The sequence below is a fragment of the Thalassospira lucentensis genome (assembly GCF_001613805.1).
GTDB lineage: Bacteria > Pseudomonadota > Alphaproteobacteria > Rhodospirillales > Thalassospiraceae > Thalassospira > Thalassospira lucentensis_A.
In genome coordinates, this window is sequence record NZ_LPVY01000005.1 from 367,979 (window position 1) to 391,586 (window position 23,608).

A 23,608-nucleotide genomic window follows, 5' to 3' on the forward strand; every position below is an offset into this window, starting at 1 on the left:
GGTTGGTATGTAATCATCATGTGTCACTAGGTATAAATATGTATAAATATGTTCGCAAATTATCTTTAATTTGTATTTGTCTACCAGAATAACTTAAGGCATTTCTATCCAATTGTCTGGTATCAGATCTCTGGTATCGACGTGCGTTACGTTGAACCACTTTTTAGGATGCACTATGATTTTACTAGGGTTTTTGTTCATCCACGCTGCCCACCAACTAAATGAACTGTTAGATATGATGTTGTGCTTGCAAAGAGACATAATATAAAGATCTTCAAAATCTTTTCCATCATTCTGGTTTTCAACATAATTAATAGAATGATTTGAACTTATATTTTGCTTTGCCCAGTCCAAATCGTCGCTAAAAATAAAATAATTTGGGTTTGAGATGCTTCTCTCAATGAATTTCATCGAGTTTTTATACCACTCTAAAGAACATGTTCCATGATAAGAATTCGTTTTTGGGTCAGATACATAGTCTCCCCTCCGGATGTGTATGGATACTGAGTTCTCGTTCAATATTTTGTTGGAAATCATACGTCTATAATGCGAAATTTTTTTCTTTAAACTAAATTCTTTTAACAATTCACTTTCAATGAACTGAAAATACTTCGGCGATTGCCAGTATCCTTCAAGACAAATATCGCCACGAATGCTGAATACACTTTTGTCATAAAAAAAAGATTTCTCGCGCACATATCTTGTATATGACTTAGGGTGAGGCAGCTTCGGGAAGCGTCTTGTCAATTTAATGGGCCAAAACATTTTTTTTTCTAAAAACTGCTCATTTACAAAAGTGCAATTGATGTTGAAATTTTGTATAAGGCTCTCTCTAAGAGAGTCTCTCTCAAGGTTCCCTGTTTCTAAATATAATTCTCTACCTGTACATAAAGATATTGCCCGGCCAACTGAATATTGAAACATCTGGTTTCCAAGTCCGCCATTTAGTCGAGACACAATAATATTTTTCATTTTTTTCCCAGAATAAAGTTTACTGTCAATGATATATATTTTCTCATTTTAAAATAAAATATTAACAAAATAAGTCTAAAAATCAATAATTGATCTCTTTTTTTATATTCCTTAAGTATCCATAATCTTAAATCATCTACAACATTGATCTTTTCTTGCCACCCGTTTAGGCTTTTCGATCTAATGCTATTAATCGGGTCGTCTAAGTAAATTACGCTTGGCTCGCCTATGTAAATTATATCTGTTAATTTTGATACTCGCAACCAAAGTGCATAATCTTCCCCCACGGTAAGCGACCGAGATTCTGGAAATCCACCCGTCTTTTCAAGTATATCTCGATGTACCAATGCTGAGCTGCAATGGACAAGATTTATGTTCAGTAGGTCGTTAAACGTGATTAGTTTTGACTTCTGCGAGAGAAGCAAATCTTTTTCCGATTTGTTCGGTTTTATTCTCCAACTATTTGTGCATACTGCGGAGCAGTTATATTTAGACGTAGCTTCCAACTGCATTGCTAGTTTATTGGGTAGCCAGATATCATCGCTATCTAGAAAGGCTATCCATTGTCCGTTGGCGACCTTCAGTCCGCGATTTCTCGGAGCCGCTGGTCTACCAGACCTCGGGCCTGACACCCAAATTACTTTAGGGTGAGTTTGAGAGATTCCATGGATTATTTCGGCAGTAGAGTCCGTTGACCCGTCATCACAAACTAGAATCTCAGTAACTTCAAATGTCTGTGAGAGTACACTCTCAATAGCAGCCCTGATTGACGACGCTCGATTCCACGTCGGAATTATTACGCTAACTGAATTCGAACCTCTATCGATCATACGCCAGTTATTCCATTATGCAGTGCAGACAAAATGTTAATTAAAGAGTCTCGTCATTAGACTGATTTATATACCTTTCGAGATTTGTACACTGCTATAACTCCACAAAATCGTGTTAACTTCAAAATTGAAGAATACGCTCGTAAGCATGTAATGTTTTTTTTGCGCATTCTTCCCAAGAAAATAATTTTAGTCGTTCTTTCGCGAAGTCATTAAGTTTATCTCTTACTTCTGTCGAACTCGCAATTTCTTCCATTCTATACCTTAGCTCATCGACGTTTAAGGGGTCGAACAACAAGGCAGCATCTCCAACAACTTCTGGGAGAGACGAGCTGTTGCTACAAATTACTGGACAATTTGCGGACATCGCTTCCAGAGGGGGGATGCCAAAGCCTTCATATTGAGATGGATAAATAAACGCCAAGGCTCCTGCATAGGCAATTCCCAACATACTGTCCGGTCCATTTGCAGGAACTATCTGATCTCGATTTAACCCTAGGCTTTTGATTTGACTAGATTCATCTTCGCTGAATTCTCCACCGCCAAAAGCAACGATTTTTGAGTTGTTGCGAAGGTAAGGCGATACTGAATAGGCCTCTAGTAAAGCAGAAAAATTTTTATATCCTCCTCGATTCCCAACATAAAGAAAATAAGGTTTATCTTTTAAGAAACTGTTATTCTTTGTCTCAATGTACTGAGAGAAATCCTGATAAGATAAATGGGTCACAGTTGTTTTTTCGATTGGGAAGTCCAGTATTTGACATAAATCTCTTTGCGTATTTTCAGAAATGCAAAATACATGATCGCATCGTTTAAGCGTTTCAATTTTGTTGCGCGCAGTTTCGCATCCAGGAAAATATAATTCGTGAATCATATCATAAATGGTTGTCACACGTTTCTTTGCGTTAACCAAATAACTTTTTGGCGAAAAATATGTTTCATGTACGATGTCTGGCTGGCACAAATAGCTTATAGGGGGAGAAACAGCTCTTAGGGCTCCCCAAGAAATTCGGCCTGTTCGCCAATTTGACGGAGAGCGTACACCGGCGCATAGGTTGAATGAATAATCTGCCAAATGTTCATTTCGATGCAAGGGGGCAATAATACGTGCGCTTACATTGGGAATATTCGAAAGACTATGAGCAAGATTGCAGAAGTACCGACTTATTCCACCGCTTGTCTGTTCAATGAAAATCTGTCCGTCGAAATATATTTTCATTTTATATCATTCAGTAAATCAAAGGTCTTTACGACGAAGTAATTCAGCCTCAACCAGGAGTGTAACAACGTCCCTGGGTTCCGTTCTTGCGCGCCATCCGAGGTCAACTAAGGCTTTCTGAGGATCACCAACCGTAACGGATATGTCATAGGGCCTGAACAAAGTCGCATCGTAGGTCACATAATCCTCCCAATTAAGGTTGAGGCATTTAAATGTAAGGGCCGTAAATTCTTTAAGTGACATCGGCTTTCCCGTCGCCAAAACGAAGTCCGTCGGCCTGTCGTGTTGCAAAATATGCCACATTCCTTCGACATACTCTGGCGCCCAGCCCCAATCCCGTATGATGTCTGAATTTCCCAATGAAAGTGTAAGCGATTTTCCCTCCAAGATATCTACCGCGCCGCGAACGATCTTTTGGGTTACAAAATGCTCATCTCTCAAAGGAGATTCGTGGTTAAAAAGAATTCCGGAGCAGGCAAACATCCCATAACCTGAACGGTAGCTCTTCACTAACCAGTGTGCAGCTGCTTTGGCAACTCCGTATGGGCTATGCGGTCTTAGGGGAGTACATTCATTTGCGGGCTGTCCTGCTGTATCACCGAACATCTCGCTGGATGAAGCGTTATAAAGTTTGGATTTGCTTTTAAGTTCTCGAAGAACTTCAAGAACATTCAATGTTACCGATGTTATGCTATTTAAAGTATCGATAGGTTCTTGGAATGACTGTCCCACAGATGATTGTGCAGATAGATTATATATTTCATCTGGATTTATAGTAGAAATCAGTTCTATTAAATCTTTATAGTTTTGAGGATTTATTGAGTGCAGTTGAACACGCTCACTTATCGCGAGATGTTGTAATCGACAATATTTTTCTGCACTAACATTTCTCGTGGTCCCATGGACCTCGTAACCTTTTTCGAGCAAAAATTGCCCAAGGTAAGAGCCGTCTTGCCCTCTTATGCCAATTATTAGCGCGCGCTTTGTCAATGGTTTCAACTTAATTGTGAGTTAAAATAATGCAATTTGGGAAGGCCGTTTAACCATTCTTCAGAGTAGATGGTTTCAAACTCGCAAAGTCTTTTCGTTTTTTTTGTCTCTATATCAAAGACATCCATATGCTTAATTTTTTCAAATCTTTCAATTCCCGCTAAATAGAGTAGCTCGCCAAATTCATTTTGAGCTTCCCGGAACTTTGATGGAAATGAAACCGGTCCCTTAATTTTTCCTAAAACATAATGTGCAGCATCGTTAATCACAAAAAATGCATTACACCCAGAGGAGTTTGTACCCAAAAAGGTGTATCCTTTTTCCTCTGCTAAATGTATTAATGCAGGCAATGATGTTCCAAAATAAAGATTTGAAAAGTGAGAGTTTTTTCTTGTGAAATCATCCTTATACGGAACAGTTATTCTGTTGATGTCGCCAAATACAGCATTGTATTCACATATTATTATTTTTGGATTAACTGCATCTATCTGGTCCCATATCCAATAATCATTTCCATCTAAATCTATACTTAATAACCCTATTTCTTTTTTGCTAAATTTACTTGATATTAAATCATTAATGTTTCCTTTTGTGATAAATGAGTTAATGGCTGTTAGGTCGTGTCGCCAATATATACTGTCATTATTGATGAATTTGATGTTTTCGATTGATCCATCTATCACCAATCCCGACCAGTTATGTACTTTAAGCAAGTACCGTGTATTTGATTCAAGATAATTCTCTACGCCAAATTCAACAAAAGACTTTGGAATGTCGGGAATCTGATTGACAATCCAGTCTATGATACCATCTTCACCCCACTGAGAGTATACGCTGAATTCTAAGTCTCTCAGGGAGGTGATTTTTTCCAAAAAAGCGTTTTTATGAGATAGAATCTGAGAGTTTAGGATTAATAAATGCTCTGTTTTATCATTTAATTGATGTTGTGATGATACTAATACTTTGTATACACGATTTTTGATGTTTTCCAAAAATTTCATATTATTACTTTCTCTTTATCAATGGTCGAATATAATTAAGGTAATACGGAAAGAGTTCGCTATATAACTGGTGATACGCAGAAGATATATTAAGCTTAATTATATTAATTACTATATTAATTCTCTCTTCAATAGGAATTTTCGCTATGTTTGATAAATAATATAAACTGAAGTCGTAAAATGGGGCTATCCAGTGAATTGTAGACTTCCTAAACATGCGCCATATATTTCCATTGTTGCTAATTCCTTTCCGGCCAAGTATCAACAATCCCTTGTCGGTTCTATTGATGTTGCCATTTTTCGCAAGGAATAGATTTATCGCCCAGTCAAAACCGAGAAACGGATGATTGGGGACATCGCAATTCTTAATTATGTCTGCTCGCATTACGGAATAAAATATGGCATGGGAATCCCAGCAATTGTCGAGAATTTGACACATGCGATTCCCCAACGAGCCAAATATCGAAAAATCAATATGACAGGTAGGGTCATCCTCCTCCCCTTCAAAACAATTAGGGCTGGTGGAAGCGACGCATTCCGGATGAGATTCAAGATAAGTAATATTGACTTCAAGATACTCTGGAGTTCGAACATCATCAACTGCCGCCCACATAAAATAAGGTGCATCAGCATGTTCAACCAGTGACATGAAGTTTCTATGTGCGCCTAGATTGATGGGGTGCCGAACGTAATATATTCTACTGTCGGCCTTGGCATAATCTTGGCAAATCTTGCCAGTGTTATCATTCGAGCAATTATCAAAAATAAGGAGCTTGAAGTCTCCAAATGTCTGATTTCGGATAGATTCTATCGCGCGGCCAACTTCTTTCTCACCATTGAAGACGGGCATCCCAATTAGCAATTTACAGCTATTCACGAGTGCTCCTCTTGTTCGGAAATTAATCGCGACGTTTTAAATATCCATCAGGCGCGACTGTTAATAACAGCTTGTTCTCCAAGGTGGTATCAATTTCGAAATTGGGGTTTGATTTGATATATTCCCACACTGCCGTTTTGGGATTATCACCGGGGCCCCAAGGGCGATCAGAAAAGTCGCCTTTGGGAAGGTCCTCGACGATGGTATCGAAAACTACACAGTAACTATCTGTCGATACAAGAGGAGCATAAGCTTTCAGTTCTGCAAGAACATGCTCATGTGTGTGATTACTATCCAGAAAAACCAGAATTTTCTGATGATTCTCCGCAATTGAACAGACTTTCTTGACCATCTCGGGATCGATACTCGAACCCTCCAGCATTTCAATATAAGCAGCCAATGGATGATCTTCTATAGCCTCTTTGTTGTGTGGGCGGATGTCTATATCTATCCCCACTACTTTACGGGCTGAATTTCCAGGAGTTAGTGTCCCCTTTTTTTTCGCTGCATCACAAACATCCAGTAGGGCAAGCATTGATGCGCTAAGTATCAATGAACCACCGTGAGCAATGCCTGTCTCAATAATAAGGTCTGGCTTTATCGTCCATATCAGTTCCTGTACCGCTACGATATCTTGAGGATACTGAATTATTGGTCGACCCATCCATGAAAAGTTATATGAATATTTTGCCGATATAGACATTTCCATGAATTTTTGGCCTGAATTCTGAAGATCAATATTTTTAGATATTTCTTCTATTCGAAAATCAGTTTCATTCTTGAAATTATTCATTATCAACTCCGATCAGGGAAAAATTATTTTTTGTTTGATTTCGAATTTCTTCAATGTAGTTTGAGTTCATTACATAAATAGTAGATCCAGGGTCGAGAAGTTTTATGCCATCTTCTGGCGATAATACTTTAAGTCCTGTTCCAGCCAAGTATTTTCCTTGTTTGGCCGGGTTGATGTCAATAACTATGTCTACAGGCTTTTTTGTCAGGTTTCGGTAAAATGAGAAGATAGTTCCTTTGGACGCCCCCCCCCAAATGGCAACTTTTGAGCTTTCCGTACTGCGGTTTATACCACTTGTGAAATCACTCGGTAGCTCAACGAGGTCGGTTGGATTAGCGACAGGCTCCCTTAGAGTGCTAATATCAGCCACAACATATATGTATTGGCCCCCAAAAATGTGGCCAATTTCCAAAACACCATCAAACATATGATGAAAATCTGATGTTCTAAAGTAATTAACGTGTTCGTAAAAAATATCAAACCAAGCTTTGTGGGAAATAATCCAATCAAAGCATGGAACTTCTATATATATTAACCCACTACCACCATTAGACTCTTTTAAAAAATTTAAAAATTTAACTGGATTTTCAATGTGCTCTAAGACGTGCCGAAGAATTATACCTTCCCTAGAAATGCCCGCATCTTTAGAGAAATAGGTTTTATATACACTTGAATTTGATCCTTCGTAGGTAGGGTCAAATCCCACCACGTCGTACCCGCAAGATTGTAACATTTCGAGGAAGTAACCTTTTCCGCAGCCTACTTCGAGGATAGAAATGTCACCAAACGTCTGGCTAATAATCTGTACAACATTTTCTAGATGATTTCTGAATTCTGCACTGCATGCCTGCTCGTTCTGATAGTTAGAGTCATAGACCATAACTTCAGGCTGGAATGCCCGATTATAAATTAGTCCGGTACCTTCATTTTGAACCAAGCGCATGTGACCGCGAACACAATTAATGCCGTCGAGAGCAGAATCATACATCCTATTTTGAAATATAGGTAGGTGGTCAATACGATAAAGTTCGCGTTCGATAGAGGTCACGGTTTCTTCCTCACAAAAGACTACGCTATGATGTAGTATATCTAATATCGCTTTCTATTCATTTAGAATAATTTAAGTCGTGAAGCGATATTTCTCTTCCGAAATGAGAATAATTCATTCGGAAGTCATTTGAGTTGATAAATTTTTCGATAGCATTAATTATATTAACATGTTTATCCTTAGTTAATTCATGCTCCCAATATGAATATATTGATGGATTAAATTGATTATAATACCCCCCAATTCTTTCTATCATATCTTGGTAATTCGAAAAGAATATTCCTTCTGTGTTGAATATAAATCTCATGAAATAATATTCGTATATTTCTTTTTTGTCGATATCGACTGAAATGTTTTTTATGTCTGATAATAAGTGTTTGTATTCTTTCTCCGATTTGACGTGAATATTGAAGTTATATGCTGTATGAGGATTGTTTGTCGAAGCATTTATTACAGGTATTCCGAGTGCTGCATATTCAAAGCCTAGTGTTCCATATACCGTGAGTGCAACATCTATCCCTTCCGCAATAATTTGCAGATGCGAAGAGTTGGCGGGAAGGAGTTGAAATCGCGGATATCTCGAAACAAAGTTATCTACGATATCTTTGGTGCCAGGCAAGTAATCTGGGTGAGTTTTAATATACCAATCATAATCTGTTTCTTCGCTAATTTTTCCTAAAAATTCCAACCACTCATAAAAATCAGGAAAAACGTTATCACCGTAACTGTGGGGACTATCAAAAAAGCAGTGTGTCGCAACTAGGATCTTCGGCCGGGGGCTTTTTTTGATGAGCGTTGCGTGGCGTGGTGCACCATAGGCTGATTTCGAAGAATAAGACATGTCGACGCCAACTTCCCCTGAAAATCGACGTTCAATTCTTCTTTTCGCTTCCTCTAATCCGTCGTCTCTAATTTTGTTTGGTAGTGAAGAAAATATTTCTGGGAATTTTTTAAAGTCATTGTACGCAAACATCTCTGAAGGCGTAAGTTTATATAGGTGTGTTACATTTGCTTGAAATGCATCTATGTTTTTACTTATCGCAATTCTTAGGGGTATAGCAATGTTGTATACACAGTGGCTTACATTAATAGCTTTAACATTTTTAATATTAAAGTAATCATCCCAGTAATAGTAAATAGATATAGAATCTAAAAGGAAATCCTGAAAGATTTTTGTTGAAACATCTATTGTCGGTAGCTTCTTTTCCATAAGATAAGTGTCATATATTAAGTCTCCTATTTTCACTCCATCGATAGTAATGTTCTCGATGTCGCGTTTTGATGATAAAGATGCATAAACCGATTCAAAAATAGACTTTGCTTTGTTTCGATGTTTTCTCGATGGAGAAACCATTAGAAATCTTGTGCAATTAAAAGAGCGATATACGTTGAATGGTTCACGTAAGGTCAGTCGTCTGACACAAAAAGAAATCTTATTTTTTATCCCACGAATGGCTAACGGACTATATCCCACGATATTTGCATTATATTTATCTTTAAGAACATTTGAAAGATAACTGTAGGATATGTGCGCAGATCTAGTAAGATTTAATTCCATTAAAATAATGGAAGATTTTTCTTGATTTGTTTTAATTTTTGGGAACATATTATTATTAAGTATTATGTATCTTTTTACATGCTCACTCACGCGCCATTGATCTAATCTAGACTTTATTTTTCTGAAAACACTCATTTTTTTCCAGGCATAAAATTAATTATTCGACACTATTCTTATACATTACGAGAAAATATAAGAGAAGATATGCGGCGACCTTCGTATATACAGTCGTAAGGTATCGTAGCTTCATGTGTAAATCCGGATCTCATCAGAGCTTTCGCCGATCCTACATTTAACTCATAACATCCTGCTTTGATTTTTTTTAAGTTTAAATGTTCAATAGCATATTGAGTGGCTGCTTTAATTGCTTCAGTCGCATAGCCTTTTCGCCAACTTGATTTATCACCCAATATATAACCGATATCGGTGCGCGCATGCTCTGTCTGAATTGGGCCTATTTTAATATTCCCAATATGGGAGTGTTTTCCCTTAATGAAAATTCCCAGCAGAATAGTATTATGACTTTTGTTGTTAGTGTTTACGAAGTCAAATAAATCCCCAGTATTCGTTGGGGGCGAAAAGCGTGCTTCAAGATATTGGGTGACTTCGGGATCTTGCATCCAGGAGAGGTACTGATTTCCAATATCCTGTGGCTCTAGAGTGCGAAGTATTAATCGTTCTGTGATTATCGGTTTTGTTAAGATCATAATTTAAGCCAATTCGAAAATACTATACTACTTTGAAATTGAGCCCATAATTACTAAGAAAAGCTTTTGCTCTCATCGGGTTGCTGTCAGAGAAATTGAACAGGCTGCCACAGGCAAGGGCGCTCACCTCAGTTTCGAGAAAAGCTTGTTTTAAGTGATTGTATTGGCCGCAACCGCCACATCCTATTATTGGCACGCTGGCGGTTGAGCAAGCCAGTTTAAGTAGGTTGATGTCGTATCCATTCATCATGCCGTCTTGATCGATTGATTGGATGAGAATTTCACCTGCACCTGCTTTTTCGCAGTTCCTGATATGCTCTTGCAGTCCGACAGATGTTTGAACTTTCCCACAATCAGATACTGTTTTGTACCCAGATTCATGGCGTCTTGCATCGATGCCAATTACTACTGCTTGTGTGCCAAAACGATCCGCTATTCTTCTAACAAGGTTCGGGTCTTTGTAAGAGGAGCTATTTATAACTACTTTATCGGCACCATTCTTAATTAGAAACTCTGCGTCATCAAACGTTCTGATTCCTCCACCAACCGTTAACGGCATGAAGCATACCTCGGAAACTTTGAGCAAAAGATCCGCTAGCTGGTGAACAGAGTTTCCACTTCTCGATATATTCAAAAAAATTAACTCATCTGCGTATTGCGCGTTGTATACAGCAGAACTTTTCACCGGATCACCGACGTCACGCCAAGTTCCAAATTGGACGGTTTTTACTAATCTATTTTCCATCAGTAGCTGAATGGGAATTATGCGACGCTTCAGCATCTTCCATCCCACAAGCAAAAATTCTCTATCACGCGCATTCCGTTAACTTGACTCTTCTCTGGATGAAACTGTACGCCGATTACGTTCTCTTTACCGATTACCGCAGCTACCGGATGTCCATAATCGGTTTCACCAATCACATGTACGTTGTCCGAGCAAATGACCTCATACGAATGGACGAAATAAAAATCACACATGGTCTTGATACCTGTGAAAACAGGGTGCGGGCGGGTTAAGTTTAGAATGTTCCAGCCAACATGTGGGATTCTTAAGTTCTCATGCGTATGTAACCGCTCCACTCTTCCGGGTATTAGGCCTAATCCGTTCGATTTTCCTCCTTCACTCCCAAGTTCCATTAGGAGCTGCATGCCCAAGCAGGTGCCAAGTATGGGGCGCTTACTGATTGCAAAATCAATGACCCCTTTTCGTAAATTTCGACGATCTAGCTCGGGGACTGCCGCCCCAAAATTTCCGACGCCTGGGACGATTAGGTGGCTTAGATCATCTAGGCAGTCAGGAGAGTCGACAACTACTGGATCGAATCCGTTCTGGTACACTGCGTTGAACACTGACCTGATATTCCCCATGTTAAGGTCAAGTATGCCAATCATGTAGCATTAGCCTTTGCGCGTTCTGAGGACGTTAGTCGACTTTTTTTCGTATTCCACGCATGTCCTCACTCTCTCGGAACCAATTGTCGAAGTCCGAAGTCTTGGGGGCATATTCGGCATCAAAATTTGGAACATGCGGTGGAACTACTGTTTTCGCTACTATATCGTTGAACTCTGATTCGCTGATCCCAATGTATTCAAGGAAGAGAGTTAACGATGGTGGTTTACGCCCTTCGTATTTGTCGATCAGTTCTCTTGCTTTTTCCTGTGTGATCCTTTTGTTGCGTAAATCCAAAGCAGTCATTTGTGTGACTCTTCCATATCCACGCTTCAAGTATTTAATATAGTCTCGAACACCTTGCATGTGGCATTCAATTTTCTCGTAAGGGTATTCATCCCAAGGCATGCCTTCAACCTGGTCTCCTTCCCAGCCCAATTCAGATTGAATTAGCGCCACCTGCTTTTTAACATCCCATGGAATATAGGACCCTAGACAAACAGAACGATAGCGAAGCTTCTTGAGATCACGCATTGCTGGATACGAAAAGGGTTTAAGATCTCTTGGATCGAAATCAAAGTCATTCGAAATCATTCCGGCCATATCTTCTGCAGTTATGCCTAAATTCGTTGATCGATTGAACTTTTCTTCGTCTACTTCTTCTATCTCGTTGTCACGATAATCGTAATATGCAGTATATTCAGACGACGGTTCGCCCCAGAAAATAAGAGGAACTTGTTGCTGAATGGCGACGTGCATAGGATAAGAATATATGCCTGTGTGGCAGTGCCAGCAGAAGTCGCCTTTGCGAATGAGTGCTTCTAGCATCAGGCGTTTTACGAGTTGCCAGTTTGGCGTGAAGTTTATTACATCTACACCAAGTTTTTTAAAGGTCCGCTCATTGTTTTTCAGCAGTCCTTCACGCATAAATCCATGATTAAATTGAACAACCAATGGTTTTATTTTGTACTCTTTAACTAGATAATGAAGGGTGAATGTACTATCTTTTCCGCCAGAAAAAGGAACTATGCAATCGTAGGCATACTTACCACGATATTGTTCGATAAGTTCGGTTAGCTGGTGTTTTCTGTCTACCCAGTCAATATTTGTGTCTTTAAATTCTTTTTGCTGACAAATGTTGCATACATTATTTTTGTCAAACTCAATTGTTTCGTAGGTTTCTGGCAAGTTGCATGCATTGCAATGTTTTAGCATGAGCTATCTCCATTATGCGGCCTTTGCTACAAGCCAACATGTTGTCTTCAATATAGATTTATTTTCTAAAAGCTTGAACCAATAAGTTCATGTTTTCGATCTGGGGATGGGGTAAAGGTATAGTTGACCCACCGGGTGGAATGCAACTAACAACTCGCTTTTTGGCGATTAATCCGACAACCATTGCCATAGTCGCACATCCTGCCACGATATGATTTTCAGCTACTTGTTTGAAAAGTAAAGATTCTTTGTCACAATTTATCGGAAGGTCGAATTCTGTTTTGACCCAATTGTACTTGTCCATATCCTCCTGGGGGTGGGGACGGATCGTAATGTTATCAATCTTAGGGCAAATGCATTCAACGTTCTTAAGGAAGTAAATTATAGCTTCCTCCTCTGTATAGCCCCAGTGACGCTCATTGTTATAAAGTTTTTTGCCGTCTTCTCTAAGGGGTTCGCAAGCATACAGGATATTTTTTCCTTTATCAGAACATGATGATGCCTGCGGAAATTTTGCGATTGATTCTCTTATGTCTTCAAAGTAGGCGTTTGGTACGAGCTTTACAGGGACTTCAGGCAATATCTCTTCTGCTATACGAGCAGAAACATTGTCTCCTGCCCACAGCTCGTCAGGCCAATGCCACTCCCCTTGGCGGACAAATCGTTGTCGGTAGTTAACCCAGTGATCTAACATAACGGCGCATCGTTTGCCTGATTTTCTCGCTAGGCTAATCGCCGTCCACTCCAGCTCCGAAAGGAAACTGGTTCCGCACAGAAGCCAAGAACATGAAACGATCAATTCTCTCAAAGGCATCCTTTTGACAGGGCCTAGCTTTCGTTGAACGACTTCAGAAGCTGGTCCTTCTACGCAAAAGGCACATTCTAACTTGTTGCGCTGAACATAACTGGTGATGATTTCTGCGCCGCCTGCATCGTGCGAGACAATGCCAATCATTTCTCGATACTTTCCGCTACTACGAATTCTTCGCGTAGGACCCCATACTCAAGCATGTCTAACCATTTTCCATTTAAGTAGATGTGTTTGCGCCTTCTACCCTCTTCTTTCATTCCAAGATTTAAAGCAAGTTTCTGCATACCAAAATTCGTCTCTGCCGTTCCGCAATAAATACGCGTCAGGTTTAGTTTGCAAAAACCATGAGTCAGTAGAATTTTTGCCGCATTCAATCCGACTGACTTGCGCCAATGCTTTTTCTCACCAATCAAAATGGCGAATTCTGCATTCCTGTTGATAAACGACATCCCCTGAAGGCTAACATTGCCAATATGACCATCTTTGTGATGGCAGATAGCCCACACAATTTGATCTTCTGCATTCAGGTTGAGATAGAAGTTGCGAAACCATTCTTTGTTTTTGAAAGTTTTGCCGTGGGAATTGAATGCGCATACCTCTTGGTCTTCAAACCACGATGGATATGATCCTTCTATGTCTTCCTGTTGAAGGCCTCTTACATAATACCCGTCGGCTAACTTATAAATCATCGCAAAGCCTCTAAATTACTCCATACCTTATGGAAGGCTTCAATCACGAGATTCACTTCTTCATCAGTGAACTCATGAGAACAAATGCCAAAGCCAAGGAAGCTAGATTCATGTAAATTTTCAGCAACAGGACAAATTCCCTTGCTATAACTGACTTCACGCTTGCAAACGCTTGATGCCCAGGGAAAACCATTACTCCCGTATGCAATTTTTTGTTGATACATTGGGAGCAGATGAAGGTTTTGATAGCTTGATGCGAGTGCCGGCACGCCTTCGGCTGTCAACGCCTCTACTATTGTTTGGCGGCTGGTGCCAAGTTTAGGAATATCCAACTTCATCGCATAAACATAATACACATGAGTGCAATCATCGAGGACGGAAGGAAGTTGCAATCCTTCTAATCCAGAGAGTCCTGAATTCAGTTTTGCTGCTATGCGTTGGCGAGATGCAACCATTCTATCAAGTTTTTTTAGTTGCTCTATGCCAATGGCACATTCAATCTCGCCAAGGCGAAAGTTGTGGCCGATCATGTTATTTAAATTCGTAACACCCTTATCTTCTACCACTACTTCGGCATGATTACGTATAAGGCGAAGGCGATCAGCCAGATCGTCATCGTCTGTTACCGCGATTCCTCCTTCGCCAGTGTGAATATGCTTATGGTAATTTAGGCTAAATCCACCAATGTCCGCCAAAGTTCCTGCATACTTTCCCTTATATTTCGCGGCGGGAGCCTGAGCAGTGTCTGATATTATTTTTAAATTATGCTTTCTGGCGATTTCGCAAAGCGCGTCCATGTTCGCCGAGTGACCTGCAATATCGACAGACATGATAGCACGGGTCTGCGGACTGATATTTCGCTCGACGGATATGGGGTCAAGGCAGAATGTTTCCGGTTCGATATCAGCAAATACAGGAATAGCATTCCAGTGTAGTATCGCTGTTGCACTTGCGGCCATGGTCCAGGGGCTTACGATAATTTCATCACCCGGTTCGGTGCCGATTGCTCCCACTGCTGCAACCAATCCTGACGTCCAAGAATTGAACGTAATGGCGTGTTTAACCTTGAAATAATCTTCGCAACTGCGCTCAAATGCCTGAACTTTTGGACCTCCGAAGAAATCAGGATCCCAACATCCGAGATACTGCGATAAAATTCCACTCTCAACTACCTCTTTCGCCGCGATTACTTCTTCTTGGCCAATCGGGTTGTATCGGGAAAATGCATGGTTGATGTGCTTTGGCCCACCGTGTAACGCCAAAGTATTAACGCTGCTTCTTTTATTCATCGCGCTGCCCTAATTTTCAAAAGCCAGTTTAAAGATCTCAGGGCACTTTCACCCGAGCATAATTTTGTTTCACCGCCTGCGAGATAGATGAGAATCTCTTCTGCTACCAATAACGGCAGTTTATCTGATGCAGTAACTATTTTCTCATCGTGTTTTGAGAGCACTGTGTATTCGTCTGAATCGGAGTCCTGAACAGCAGCTTGCCAAGTGATTTTACTGCCGCCATGCTCATATCTTAGGCATCCGTTGGATGCCAAGAGCTGTATTTCGTAATGCGAGAAATTCTCTTCAGTTCCTGCCAGAAACGTTACGGTTCCTAAATCAAATTCTAGTTGTACGTCTGGCTCAGGATCGTTCTCATCCCATATTCTTCCAGCATTAATAATTTTAAAATCTTTGATTGGGCCTAGCCAGAGTTCTAATAAATTTGAGAAATGAGAGCCATTTCTAATCAGCCCCTTCGTATACCAAGTTACTCCTTTTATTGGTGGTTTTATCTCATTAGATAAAATTCGTCTTCTTACTTCTAAAGCCCCTGGTTCAACTCGGCGAAGGTAGTTGACAAACAGTTCACAACCGGCGTCCCGACAAGCCAAAACCATTTTTTCAGCACAAGTAAAATTATCCGATAGTGGTTTTTCGCAAATTATGACTTTTGGTTTACCGTAGGCTAAAGTTTCCATCATACATCTATGATGGTCAGCTGTCGGCGACGCGATTATGACAACGTCCGGGGATGTTTCACGCATGGCTGTGGCAATATCTTCCCCCACCCAGCCTTTATAGTAGGCGCTATATAAATCGCGGCGATTTTCATCTGGATCAACACCACCAGATAACTCAAAACCGGGATGGGTGGAAAAAGCTTTGGCATGGCTCAAAATAGCTCCATCCTTGGCGCTGGTTAAGTCGTAACCCATACCTATCCGCCCCAGACCAATGATCAGTACTTTGTGCTTCACGTTGGTCTGGCATCCTTTCTTGCAACATTTTGGTTTATCGCAAGTATCTCGGGATTTTCTTGAAGATATTTGATAATGGCATTGCATCCAAACATCGGATTCTCAGGGCTTAATCGTTCGATTAATGTTCGGATCAGATCGAAATCAGCTTGTTCGTCTAATGTCAGACCAAGACCAGGCCAATGTAATGAAGGAGGAGCAATTAAGTATACGTGTTTAAATATCTGATCATTGTTGACGATATGTCTCGAAACATGCTCCCTATCAAGCGGATCGCTGGTCATTGATGCCGACTTTTTCAAGGAAGCTGTGCTAATTACCTGAGTGTCCATTCCATCGGGATAGCTGCTGAAGAAAGAATTCGCTGCGTAATCGGCTTTGTTCTTTTTATATAATAAGATTGTTTGTTCAACGATATCTGGATCAATTATTGGGCAGTCGCCAGTAATTTCCACAATAGCGTCGGCATCTACCGAGTCTGCAGCCTCGATAACTCTCGACATTACATCATTTTCACTTCCTCTGAAAACGTGTATGTCTTCTGAATTGGCAAAATCAACCAATATGTTATCGACTTCATTTGTTGTTGTTGCCAGCACAATTCCATCTAAAGATGGAACCGCTTTTAGTCTGTCAATCAGATATCCAATCATTGGGCGATTCAGGACGGGCATCATTACCTTGCCCGGTAACCTAGAAGAATTCATTCTTGCTTCTATTGTTGCAAATATTTTCATGTCAATCTCTTGAATTTCGATCTAAACGCTCAGAGCGTGCAAGGAATATGGCTTCTGCCTGCTTCCAGTCTTGTTCTTCGTCGATATCTATTGCACTTCCCTTGGGGAGAACAAAACCAACAAACCCTTCGTCTGAACCCGCACCCGTTGAATTAGTTATTCTCTCTGGAAAAAATGCTGCGAAGCTTCCTGCATCGAAGTATTTCTTCTCGAGATCCTGAGAGCGAACAGCAAACATACCAGATTGTTCTGGGATAAGTGTGCCGTCTTCAGATCTGGAAAATGCCCATTCAATGGGCGCTTGGTATTCTGACACTGCAAGTAATGCTTTGCGTTTGTCTGATTTCCCGAAAAGCTTAGCGGCCTGCACTAAATCGTTTTCGGTTATCAGCGGCGCACATGCCATTATCAACCATATCTCATCAAATTTCTGGTCGCGCTTTGCATATTCTTCTACGACATAGCGAAGAACAGGCATAATGGGAGTAACATCGTCTGCTAAGAATTCCGGCCGCGCAAAATCAGGGGGAAAGCCATATTGTGTGGCCACAGAACTAATTTCGTTGTCATCGGTAGAAACGTGAATAACGTTAAAAAGATTGCTTCTGGCAGCCGTGTCTAGTACGTGCGAAATCATGGGTTTTCCGCAGAAGTCACGCACATTCTTGCGCGGTATGCGTTTTGAGCCACCACGGGCTGGGATGATTGCCAGTCGCTTCATTTGTTTCTTATAATTCCGTTTTGAATGATTGTGGAGCTTTGTGAACCGCAATTGAACAACATGTCGACTACAGACATATAGGGTAGGAATTCACCAAAAAGTTGGGGGTATTCCGGATGTATGTAATTAAAATAGCTCACTGGTATCCCCGCATCGATGAATGCGTCAGATTTATCTAGGTAATCGCTTGATCCTGGTACCGAGATATATTCAGTTGCCCCCACCTCCTGACAGATTGCTGCCAGCAGGTCGGCTTTCTTTCCCGAGGAATTTAATTCACTAGATCTTATGGTTTTTGTTTTAATTTCCAAAATATCAGATATGTATTTTATTATCTCTATATTGTATTCGCATAGAGATGAATTGGTATTTCTAATCCTAGAAAAAATTCCATCAGAGTAATCATCAAAAAAAATTGATTTTTTATAATTTAGCACCATCGATCTGACATGAGATTCGGAAAAAGATGCACTATGATCTATTTGAACCTCATGTATTAACTGGTCTCTTTTTCCCTTTTTTAAAACGGGGATGCTCAACCAATTTGGACCATTAGAGGTTTTGATTTGATTCCTTTGTTGCCAGGAGCGCCTGGAGAATTGAACAGAGTCAAGATATATGAATATATCTACATCATTCATTAATCCGAAATATCCACTCCATGGCAGGTAAGTCGGCTGCATTATTGCGACACGTGTCATTGTTCTATTGCCAAACCAATACCGTCAAAACCATAATTATTTCCATTGTAAAACATATAATACTTTCCATTATACTTTACGATTGCTGCATACTCGACCATATCGCTATCGAATCCATCATCACTTACGCTTAGGCCTGCAAATTCGTCCCGTCGCTCCCAAAGAAAGCCATCTTCGGACTCTGCATAACCAAGACGATATGCGTCACCCTTATGCGCAAACCACATCTTCCATATATTGTCATCAAATAGAACGAATGGCCGCGCTAACGCATTCTCTGAGGAGTTTGCAAAATCAATGCAAACGTGGCCATCCCGCTCCCAAACTTTTCCATCTTTCGAGAGCGCTAATTTGATGTTGTATCTAGGAAGGTCTTTTCCGAGCCAAGCTGTACCGGAAACGTAATACATCCGATATTGATCTTCGTGCTTTACGACAAAGGGGGCAGTATTGAGAAACGGATCCGTTGGGCATCGTTCAATTATTGGAGCTCTGGACCAACGCTCAAATGTTTGTCCTTCGTCCTGGCTGATAGCCAAGCCTCCAAAAAGATGCATCCTCACAGTTGAGCCTGGATTCCAACCGATATAATAAAGTGCCTTTTCGCCTCCCGATAGATTCAGGATACATGAGGGAGTGACGCCATTATCATCGAAGCATCCTAAAGCTCCTGGCTTTAATACCGGTCCACTGCTGTATTCCAGAATATGCGGAGTTGGATTGAGACTGATGTCTGCCCAAGCAATGTGGGACTGATTATCGTTATTTCTTCCCGAATAATATATCCGATACTTTCCATTACCCAGATCTTCCGGTGTCGGGATCATAGCGTGGCTTATGGACCACCAGTTTTCAGTTTGCGGGCGGATGAAAAGCCCATTTTTTTTCCATAAAATTTTATTTTTAAACATTGCTAAACCTTGAAGTACATTTTTTTTAGTGCTTTGGCCCGGCGATCATCCGTATTGAAAACTTCTGCGGGAGAACCAAGCGCGACGGATCCGTCAAGCATATCTTTTGTTACGGATGCATCCATTGAAATAAAGCAATCATCGCCAATCTTTGTGAAATCTTTAATGGTTGCATTAACACCGAGAAAGCATCTCTGGCCGACAATGCTATGACCAGAAATTACAACGTGCGATGCAATATACGTATGGTCTTTAACGCAGCTGCCGTGTCCCAAATGATTTCCAGACCAAATCATTACATTGTTGCCAATTGTAACGCCTGGTTGGATCGTCTGGTTCTCCAGAATAAAGCAATTGTCTCCAATACGCAGATCAGGCCATGTAACAGATTTGCTGCAGACATAAGATGTTAAGGTGTACCCTGCTTGTTTTGCTTGTTCGTACTTATCTTGTCTAAGACGATTAAGTCTGTTGTATGACAGGGCTACGTGCATTTCATATTTTTCTGCGGGATATTTTTTAACCGTTTCAGAGAACGGCAGTAATGGTAGCCCTTCGAAACTATCTTTGTTCGCGAATTCATTATCGACCGTAAAAGCAACAACATTTCGATCGCTATCCTGCTCGAAGTAAAACTTCGCCAGACTTGCCATCTCAGCCGATCCAAAAATCACTATTGGCTTTGACATTTTCTACTACCGACAAATTGCGATAAGAAACTCTAGTGGGAGATTCCAAGAGTCCTTTACGTTCACCAAATTATTTTGATTCATTTTAAATCTCCGAAAATTATCGCTTCCCAAGTAATGGGTTGATCTTTTTCAACATCTTTACTTAGTTTGGCGCCGACAATCGAATTGGAGTATCGAGAGCGCAAGCCCAAAGCAGGCCTTTTAATTTCTATATCCGAGCTACTAATTGTCTCTCCGCTTTTTAGGGAGCGAGAAAAATATAAGCCTTCGCGGCGACCGATTTCTCGTTCCTTGGGCAGCATTTCTTTATCAAAGCTGCCAAGTGCCTGATGTGACTGACGGATCGTTTCTATATAAGCTTTCAAATCCTCGGGTTCCAAAGCATAGAAGTGATCTGGTCCGGCTGATGAGCGGTCTAAGGTGATGTGTTTCTCAAAAATACAAGCTCCCAAGCCGATTGCAGTACTGGCAGCCACGTGTCCGGTTGTATGATCGGAGAAACCGACTGGGCAGCCAAATTGAGCAGAAAATGAACGAATGACGTTCAAGTTGCTAAGGTCTATCGGTAATGGGTAGAGTGCACCGCATTGCATTAGTGCTATGTTTCTGTTGCCTGCTGCTATGCAAGTGTTCACTGCTTCCAGCACATCGACAAAGTCACACATTCCGGTTGATATAATTAATGGCTTCTGGGTTTTCGCAATTTGATGCAGGAAACCCAGATTGGTCGTTTCTGAAGATGCAATCTTGTGAGCAGGTACTTTGGCATCTTCCAAAACATTCAACGAATCAAAGTCAAATGCTGATGCCATAAAGTGCACGTTTCTGCTGCTTGCGTGATCTCTAAGTTTGGGAACCCAGTTTGGATCAAGTTCTATTGATTTGAATATGTCGTATAGCTCTCCGCCATTCGGGTATAATTTATTTGCACGAAAGAGCTGAAATTTTACAGCATCTGCACCGGCTTCTGCAGCAACGTCAATTAGCCGAAGCGCTTTGTCAAAATCTTTGTCAAAGTTTGACCCAATCTCTGCGATTATATAAGGGGATGTTTCTGTGCCAATTGTCTTATTAGCAATTACCAGATTATTATTTAACAAAATAACACCTTTTTAATTTCATTTATTAAACGTTGGGTTCCGAGCCCATCTATCAGCTCTTGGCCAGAGCGGGATATTTGTTTCCGCAACTCTATATCTGATAACAGTTTTCGTGTCTCTGATGCTACTAAATCGCGGGATATTCCAACACCGATGTCTATCGCAGTTTTTTTTTCGGAAAATGGGCGATTAATTTCAGCATGGACTAAGTCTATTGAGAATATTAATGCCGGTGTGCCGGTTGCGGCCAATTCGTACTTGGTCAAACCGCTTGCACTAATCGCCATATCGCAGGAGAGCATTTGACTTCGTAAATTTTCCGGAGCGTTGTGCAGTTTTATGCGATTAGTTGATGAGTCCAAAACATCTTCAATCTGGTGGATCAGTTTGTCAGAAAAAAGAGGCCCAATAATTACCGAAATATCCAGTGTTGGTTCAAAATTTTCCAAGGCCTCAAGAATTTTCAGAGTGAATGCGTCTCGATCTGATCCACCACTGAGTACGAGAACGTGATTTGCATGTTTTCGGTGCCGACGACGAATCAGTTGTGCGTATTCGGGGGGCAATATCGCATATTGTGCTCCGGCCAACAGGTTTTTTCCGGCTGAGGAGCGATTGGTTGTAATTAAAGAGACATATGGATGAACAATAAGATCAAACAGGGGCTCGTCTGTGTTCTTGGAAACGGAGTTGTGGTCGAGGACGTCGATTGCAACAACAAATCTTCCAAGACTTCTCATCTTCCGGAAGAACGCTAGAGTATTTTTACATTCTTCCGAAAATTTTGGATAAAGAACATCAACAATAACTAAGTCGGCGCTCTCGGGTAACTTCGATAAAGATGAATAACACTCATCTTTATCGAGGTAATCGGACTGAACGTGCGAATATCCGGAGTCAATAATCACTCTAGGAAGTTGCGGATCGCGGCTTATAATTAGAAACGATATCTCCGTTTCTTTCCTCGAAAACGAGTTTGCCAATGTAAGGCAACGACGGAGGTGCCCCAATCCAATATCATTTCCGGATGCGGTAACAAAAATTATTTTTAGGATTTTTCCAGGAATTATCATGGAAAGACTAATTCAATCTTTTGAATCCTGCGTGACATACCGGGCCCTTGAGTAAAGTACTAATATCCCTTCCCTCCTCACACTCTTTGATCAGTGAGAAGACGGATTCTAGAGCCTCAAAATAGCCATCAATTATTTCTGGCGTATGAGCGGTGCTTGAGAATAGCAAATTACTTGCTAAATAGCCTCTAGAGAGCATTTCTTGAGTAATCAATGTTTTATAAGCCAGAGAGTTAGGGCCAGTGAAGCCAAAACTAGCTATTGCGGGCAACCCGGATGTCGTAATGCTAAGTCCATGCTTATCTGCGAGCAATTTCCAGCGTTTGGTGACTTCTGTGCCTGTTTCCGTAATCTTTTCCCAAGATTTTTCCCGCTCCATTATCTCAAGCGTTTTCAGTGCAGCTGTTGATCCGATGCGTTCTGTCCAGAACGTGCTGCTAATAAACGTTGACTGTGCTGCCTCCATGACTTCTCTGCGCCCAATGATGGCGGTAACCGCATAGCCGTTTCCAAGCGCTTTTCCAAACATCGCGATATCGGGTTCGACGCCAAACATCTTGTGTATGCCGCCAAAGGTTTGCCTAAAACCGGAAGTGCATTCATCAAAAATAAGAACAATTCCGCGTCGTGTGGCAAGTTCTCTTACTTTATAAAGAAAATCGTTTTGCGGACCTTGATTTCGCATGACTTCCATCTTGATCACACCAATGTCATGAGTGTTCACAAGGTTTTCTAGTTCATCGTAGTCGTTGTAATTGAATGGGAATACTGATCCCTTAAGATTCTGGGGGACTCCTTTGGGGTCAAGTCCGGGCAAGAGATGTCCTGCAAGGTGATTGTCGTCACCGAGATTTGCTGCCAGATACCAGTCGTGCCAGCCGTGATAACCACAGATTGCGACTTTGTCTTTGTTCGAGGCTGCACGTGCGATACGGATTGCGATTGCATTCGCTTCCCCCCCTGAACGTGCGAACCTTGCCATGTCTGCCCAAGGATGAATTTCTATCAACTTTTCCGCTAAGTATACTTCTTCTGCAGCATTCAATGTTGACATGTTGCCAGATGCGACAGTTGCCGTAACAGCAGCGTCAACTTCTTCATGGCTGTAGCCCAGAGTGTTTGTGCCAATCCCCATGATGCACATGTCAATATACTCTTTGCCATCGAGGTCCCAAATTTTACAGCCTTTTGCCTTACTGTAATAAGCGGGCCACTGTTCCGGCAGAAACATTTCTGCTCTCTTGGAGAGAAGCATATTGCCTCCGGGGATGATGTTTTTGGCACGCTGCCACAGTTTTTGGCCTGAACGCATTTTGCATCTC

General features: G+C 41.0%; 25 protein-coding genes. All 25 read right to left on the reverse strand.

Annotated features, from left to right (window positions below; all coding sequences use genetic code 11):
- Positions 1–93 precede the first annotated feature (93 nt).
- Positions 94–972, reverse strand: coding sequence for an alpha-1,2-fucosyltransferase (locus AUP42_RS07005; protein ID WP_062950199.1), 879 nt, complete (start codon positions 970–972; stop codon positions 94–96).
- The gene (locus AUP42_RS22050) at positions 969–1,802 is read right to left on the reverse strand and encodes a glycosyltransferase family 2 protein (RefSeq protein WP_062950201.1); all 834 of its coding nucleotides are present in this window, start codon (positions 1,800–1,802) and stop codon (positions 969–971) included. The genes AUP42_RS07005 and AUP42_RS22050 overlap by 4 nt, the downstream gene beginning before the upstream one ends.
- A 121-nt stretch (positions 1,803–1,923) precedes the next feature.
- Positions 1,924–3,021, reverse strand: coding sequence for a glycosyltransferase family 4 protein (locus AUP42_RS07015; RefSeq protein WP_082824686.1), 1,098 nt, complete (start codon positions 3,019–3,021; stop codon positions 1,924–1,926).
- Between the two features lie 18 nt (positions 3,022–3,039).
- Positions 3,040–4,011: a GDP-mannose 4,6-dehydratase gene (locus tag AUP42_RS07020; protein WP_062950565.1), complete on the reverse strand. Its 972-nt coding sequence runs from the start codon at positions 4,009–4,011 to the stop codon at positions 3,040–3,042.
- Positions 4,012–4,016: 5 nt separating this feature from the next.
- Complete coding sequence (locus AUP42_RS07025) at positions 4,017–5,012, reverse strand: hypothetical protein (protein WP_062950205.1); 996 nt, start codon at positions 5,010–5,012, stop codon at positions 4,017–4,019.
- A 4-nt stretch (positions 5,013–5,016) separates the two neighbouring features.
- On the reverse strand, positions 5,017–5,889 hold the full coding sequence (locus tag AUP42_RS07030; protein ID WP_156484573.1) for a glycosyltransferase family 2 protein: 873 nt from the start codon (positions 5,887–5,889) through the stop codon (positions 5,017–5,019).
- A 22-nt stretch (positions 5,890–5,911) separates the two neighbouring features.
- Positions 5,912–6,682, reverse strand: a complete 771-nt coding sequence (locus AUP42_RS07035) for a cephalosporin hydroxylase family protein (protein WP_062950212.1) — start codon at positions 6,680–6,682, stop codon at positions 5,912–5,914.
- Positions 6,675–7,730 (reverse strand): class I SAM-dependent methyltransferase, encoded by a 1,056-nt coding sequence (locus tag AUP42_RS07040; protein ID WP_231858187.1) that lies wholly within the window; start codon positions 7,728–7,730, stop codon positions 6,675–6,677. The genes AUP42_RS07035 and AUP42_RS07040 overlap by 8 nt, the downstream gene beginning before the upstream one ends.
- Before the next feature lie 58 nt (positions 7,731–7,788).
- Complete coding sequence (locus AUP42_RS07045; protein WP_197468250.1) at positions 7,789–9,423, reverse strand: hypothetical protein; 1,635 nt, start codon at positions 9,421–9,423, stop codon at positions 7,789–7,791.
- 38 nt (positions 9,424–9,461) lie between these two features.
- On the reverse strand, positions 9,462–9,995 hold the full coding sequence (locus tag AUP42_RS07050) for a GNAT family N-acetyltransferase (RefSeq protein WP_082824687.1): 534 nt from the start codon (positions 9,993–9,995) through the stop codon (positions 9,462–9,464).
- Between the two features lie 22 nt (positions 9,996–10,017).
- Positions 10,018–10,776, reverse strand: a complete 759-nt coding sequence (gene hisF, locus AUP42_RS07055; protein ID WP_062950218.1) for an imidazole glycerol phosphate synthase subunit HisF — start codon at positions 10,774–10,776, stop codon at positions 10,018–10,020.
- The gene (hisH, locus tag AUP42_RS22055) at positions 10,770–11,387 is read right to left on the reverse strand and encodes an imidazole glycerol phosphate synthase subunit HisH (protein ID WP_062950222.1); all 618 of its coding nucleotides are present in this window, start codon (positions 11,385–11,387) and stop codon (positions 10,770–10,772) included. The genes hisF and hisH overlap by 7 nt, the downstream gene beginning before the upstream one ends.
- Before the next feature lie 31 nt (positions 11,388–11,418).
- Positions 11,419–12,600, reverse strand: a complete 1,182-nt coding sequence (locus AUP42_RS07065; protein ID WP_062950225.1) for an N-acetyl sugar amidotransferase — start codon at positions 12,598–12,600, stop codon at positions 11,419–11,421.
- A gap of 58 nt (positions 12,601–12,658) precedes the next feature.
- Positions 12,659–13,555, reverse strand: a complete 897-nt coding sequence (locus tag AUP42_RS07070) for a hypothetical protein (protein ID WP_062950229.1) — start codon at positions 13,553–13,555, stop codon at positions 12,659–12,661.
- Complete coding sequence (locus AUP42_RS07075) at positions 13,552–14,100, reverse strand: GNAT family N-acetyltransferase (RefSeq protein ID WP_062950230.1); 549 nt, start codon at positions 14,098–14,100, stop codon at positions 13,552–13,554. Before AUP42_RS07075 ends, AUP42_RS07070 begins: the two co-directional genes overlap by 4 nt.
- Complete coding sequence (locus AUP42_RS07080) at positions 14,097–15,389, reverse strand: DegT/DnrJ/EryC1/StrS family aminotransferase (RefSeq protein ID WP_062950231.1); 1,293 nt, start codon at positions 15,387–15,389, stop codon at positions 14,097–14,099. Before AUP42_RS07080 ends, AUP42_RS07075 begins: the two co-directional genes overlap by 4 nt.
- Positions 15,386–16,351 (reverse strand): Gfo/Idh/MocA family protein, encoded by a 966-nt coding sequence (locus AUP42_RS07085; protein WP_062950232.1) that lies wholly within the window; start codon positions 16,349–16,351, stop codon positions 15,386–15,388. Before AUP42_RS07085 ends, AUP42_RS07080 begins: the two co-directional genes overlap by 4 nt.
- On the reverse strand, positions 16,348–17,088 hold the full coding sequence (locus AUP42_RS07090) for a cytidylyltransferase domain-containing protein (protein ID WP_197468251.1): 741 nt from the start codon (positions 17,086–17,088) through the stop codon (positions 16,348–16,350). Before AUP42_RS07090 ends, AUP42_RS07085 begins: the two co-directional genes overlap by 4 nt.
- A gap of 1 nt (position 17,089) precedes the next feature.
- The gene (locus AUP42_RS07095) at positions 17,090–17,809 is read right to left on the reverse strand and encodes a cytidylyltransferase domain-containing protein (protein WP_062950235.1); all 720 of its coding nucleotides are present in this window, start codon (positions 17,807–17,809) and stop codon (positions 17,090–17,092) included.
- Complete coding sequence (locus AUP42_RS07100) at positions 17,806–18,510, reverse strand: WbqC family protein (protein WP_062950237.1); 705 nt, start codon at positions 18,508–18,510, stop codon at positions 17,806–17,808. Before AUP42_RS07100 ends, AUP42_RS07095 begins: the two co-directional genes overlap by 4 nt.
- On the reverse strand, positions 18,507–19,421 hold the full coding sequence (locus AUP42_RS07105) for a hypothetical protein (RefSeq protein WP_062950241.1): 915 nt from the start codon (positions 19,419–19,421) through the stop codon (positions 18,507–18,509). Before AUP42_RS07105 ends, AUP42_RS07100 begins: the two co-directional genes overlap by 4 nt.
- A gap of 2 nt (positions 19,422–19,423) precedes the next feature.
- Positions 19,424–20,110: an acetyltransferase gene (locus AUP42_RS07110; protein WP_062950243.1), complete on the reverse strand. Its 687-nt coding sequence runs from the start codon at positions 20,108–20,110 to the stop codon at positions 19,424–19,426.
- An 80-nt stretch (positions 20,111–20,190) separates the two neighbouring features.
- The gene (locus AUP42_RS07115; protein ID WP_062950244.1) at positions 20,191–21,213 is read right to left on the reverse strand and encodes an N-acetylneuraminate synthase family protein; all 1,023 of its coding nucleotides are present in this window, start codon (positions 21,211–21,213) and stop codon (positions 20,191–20,193) included.
- Positions 21,207–22,286 carry a PseG/SpsG family protein gene (locus AUP42_RS07120; RefSeq protein ID WP_062950245.1) on the reverse strand — a complete coding sequence of 360 codons (1,080 nt, stop codon included), beginning with the start codon at positions 22,284–22,286 and terminating at the stop codon, positions 21,207–21,209. Before AUP42_RS07120 ends, AUP42_RS07115 begins: the two co-directional genes overlap by 7 nt.
- 7 nt (positions 22,287–22,293) lie before the next feature.
- On the reverse strand, positions 22,294–23,598 hold the full coding sequence (locus AUP42_RS07125) for an aminotransferase class III-fold pyridoxal phosphate-dependent enzyme (RefSeq protein ID WP_062950246.1): 1,305 nt from the start codon (positions 23,596–23,598) through the stop codon (positions 22,294–22,296).
- Positions 23,599–23,608: the final 10 nt, after the last annotated feature.

Coding starts and splice junctions, on each gene's coding strand:
- AUP42_RS07065 (WP_062950225.1), bottom strand. CDS start 12,600: ATGCTAAAACATTGCAATGCATGCAACTTGCCAGAAACCTACGAAACA.
- AUP42_RS07090 (WP_197468251.1), bottom strand. CDS start 17,088: ATGAAAATATTTGCAACAATAGAAGCAAGAATGAATTCTTCTAGGTTA.
- AUP42_RS07025 (WP_062950205.1), bottom strand. CDS start 5,012: ATGAAATTTTTGGAAAACATCAAAAATCGTGTATACAAAGTATTAGTA.
- AUP42_RS07035 (WP_062950212.1), bottom strand. CDS start 6,682: ATGAATAATTTCAAGAATGAAACTGATTTTCGAATAGAAGAAATATCT.
- AUP42_RS07080 (WP_062950231.1), bottom strand. CDS start 15,389: ATGAATAAAAGAAGCAGCGTTAATACTTTGGCGTTACACGGTGGGCCA.
- AUP42_RS07105 (WP_062950241.1), bottom strand. CDS start 19,421: ATGTTTAAAAATAAAATTTTATGGAAAAAAAATGGGCTTTTCATCCGC.
- hisF (WP_062950218.1), bottom strand. CDS start 10,776: ATGCTGAAGCGTCGCATAATTCCCATTCAGCTACTGATGGAAAATAGA.
- AUP42_RS07100 (WP_062950237.1), bottom strand. CDS start 18,510: ATGACACGTGTCGCAATAATGCAGCCGACTTACCTGCCATGGAGTGGA.
- AUP42_RS07050 (WP_082824687.1), bottom strand. CDS start 9,995: ATGATCTTAACAAAACCGATAATCACAGAACGATTAATACTTCGCACT.
- AUP42_RS22050 (WP_062950201.1), bottom strand. CDS start 1,802: ATGATCGATAGAGGTTCGAATTCAGTTAGCGTAATAATTCCGACGTGG.
- AUP42_RS07045 (WP_197468250.1), bottom strand. CDS start 9,423: ATGAGTGTTTTCAGAAAAATAAAGTCTAGATTAGATCAATGGCGCGTG.
- AUP42_RS07070 (WP_062950229.1), bottom strand. CDS start 13,555: ATGATTGGCATTGTCTCGCACGATGCAGGCGGCGCAGAAATCATCACC.
- AUP42_RS07075 (WP_062950230.1), bottom strand. CDS start 14,100: ATGATTTATAAGTTAGCCGACGGGTATTATGTAAGAGGCCTTCAACAG.
- AUP42_RS07110 (WP_062950243.1), bottom strand. CDS start 20,110: ATGTCAAAGCCAATAGTGATTTTTGGATCGGCTGAGATGGCAAGTCTG.
- AUP42_RS07095 (WP_062950235.1), bottom strand. CDS start 17,809: ATGAAGCGACTGGCAATCATCCCAGCCCGTGGTGGCTCAAAACGCATA.
- AUP42_RS07015 (WP_082824686.1), bottom strand. CDS start 3,021: ATGAAAATATATTTCGACGGACAGATTTTCATTGAACAGACAAGCGGT.
- hisH (WP_062950222.1), bottom strand. CDS start 11,387: ATGATTGGCATACTTGACCTTAACATGGGGAATATCAGGTCAGTGTTC.
- AUP42_RS07120 (WP_062950245.1), bottom strand. CDS start 22,286: ATGATAATTCCTGGAAAAATCCTAAAAATAATTTTTGTTACCGCATCC.
- AUP42_RS07125 (WP_062950246.1), bottom strand. CDS start 23,598: ATGCGTTCAGGCCAAAAACTGTGGCAGCGTGCCAAAAACATCATCCCC.
- AUP42_RS07005 (WP_062950199.1), bottom strand. CDS start 972: ATGAAAAATATTATTGTGTCTCGACTAAATGGCGGACTTGGAAACCAG.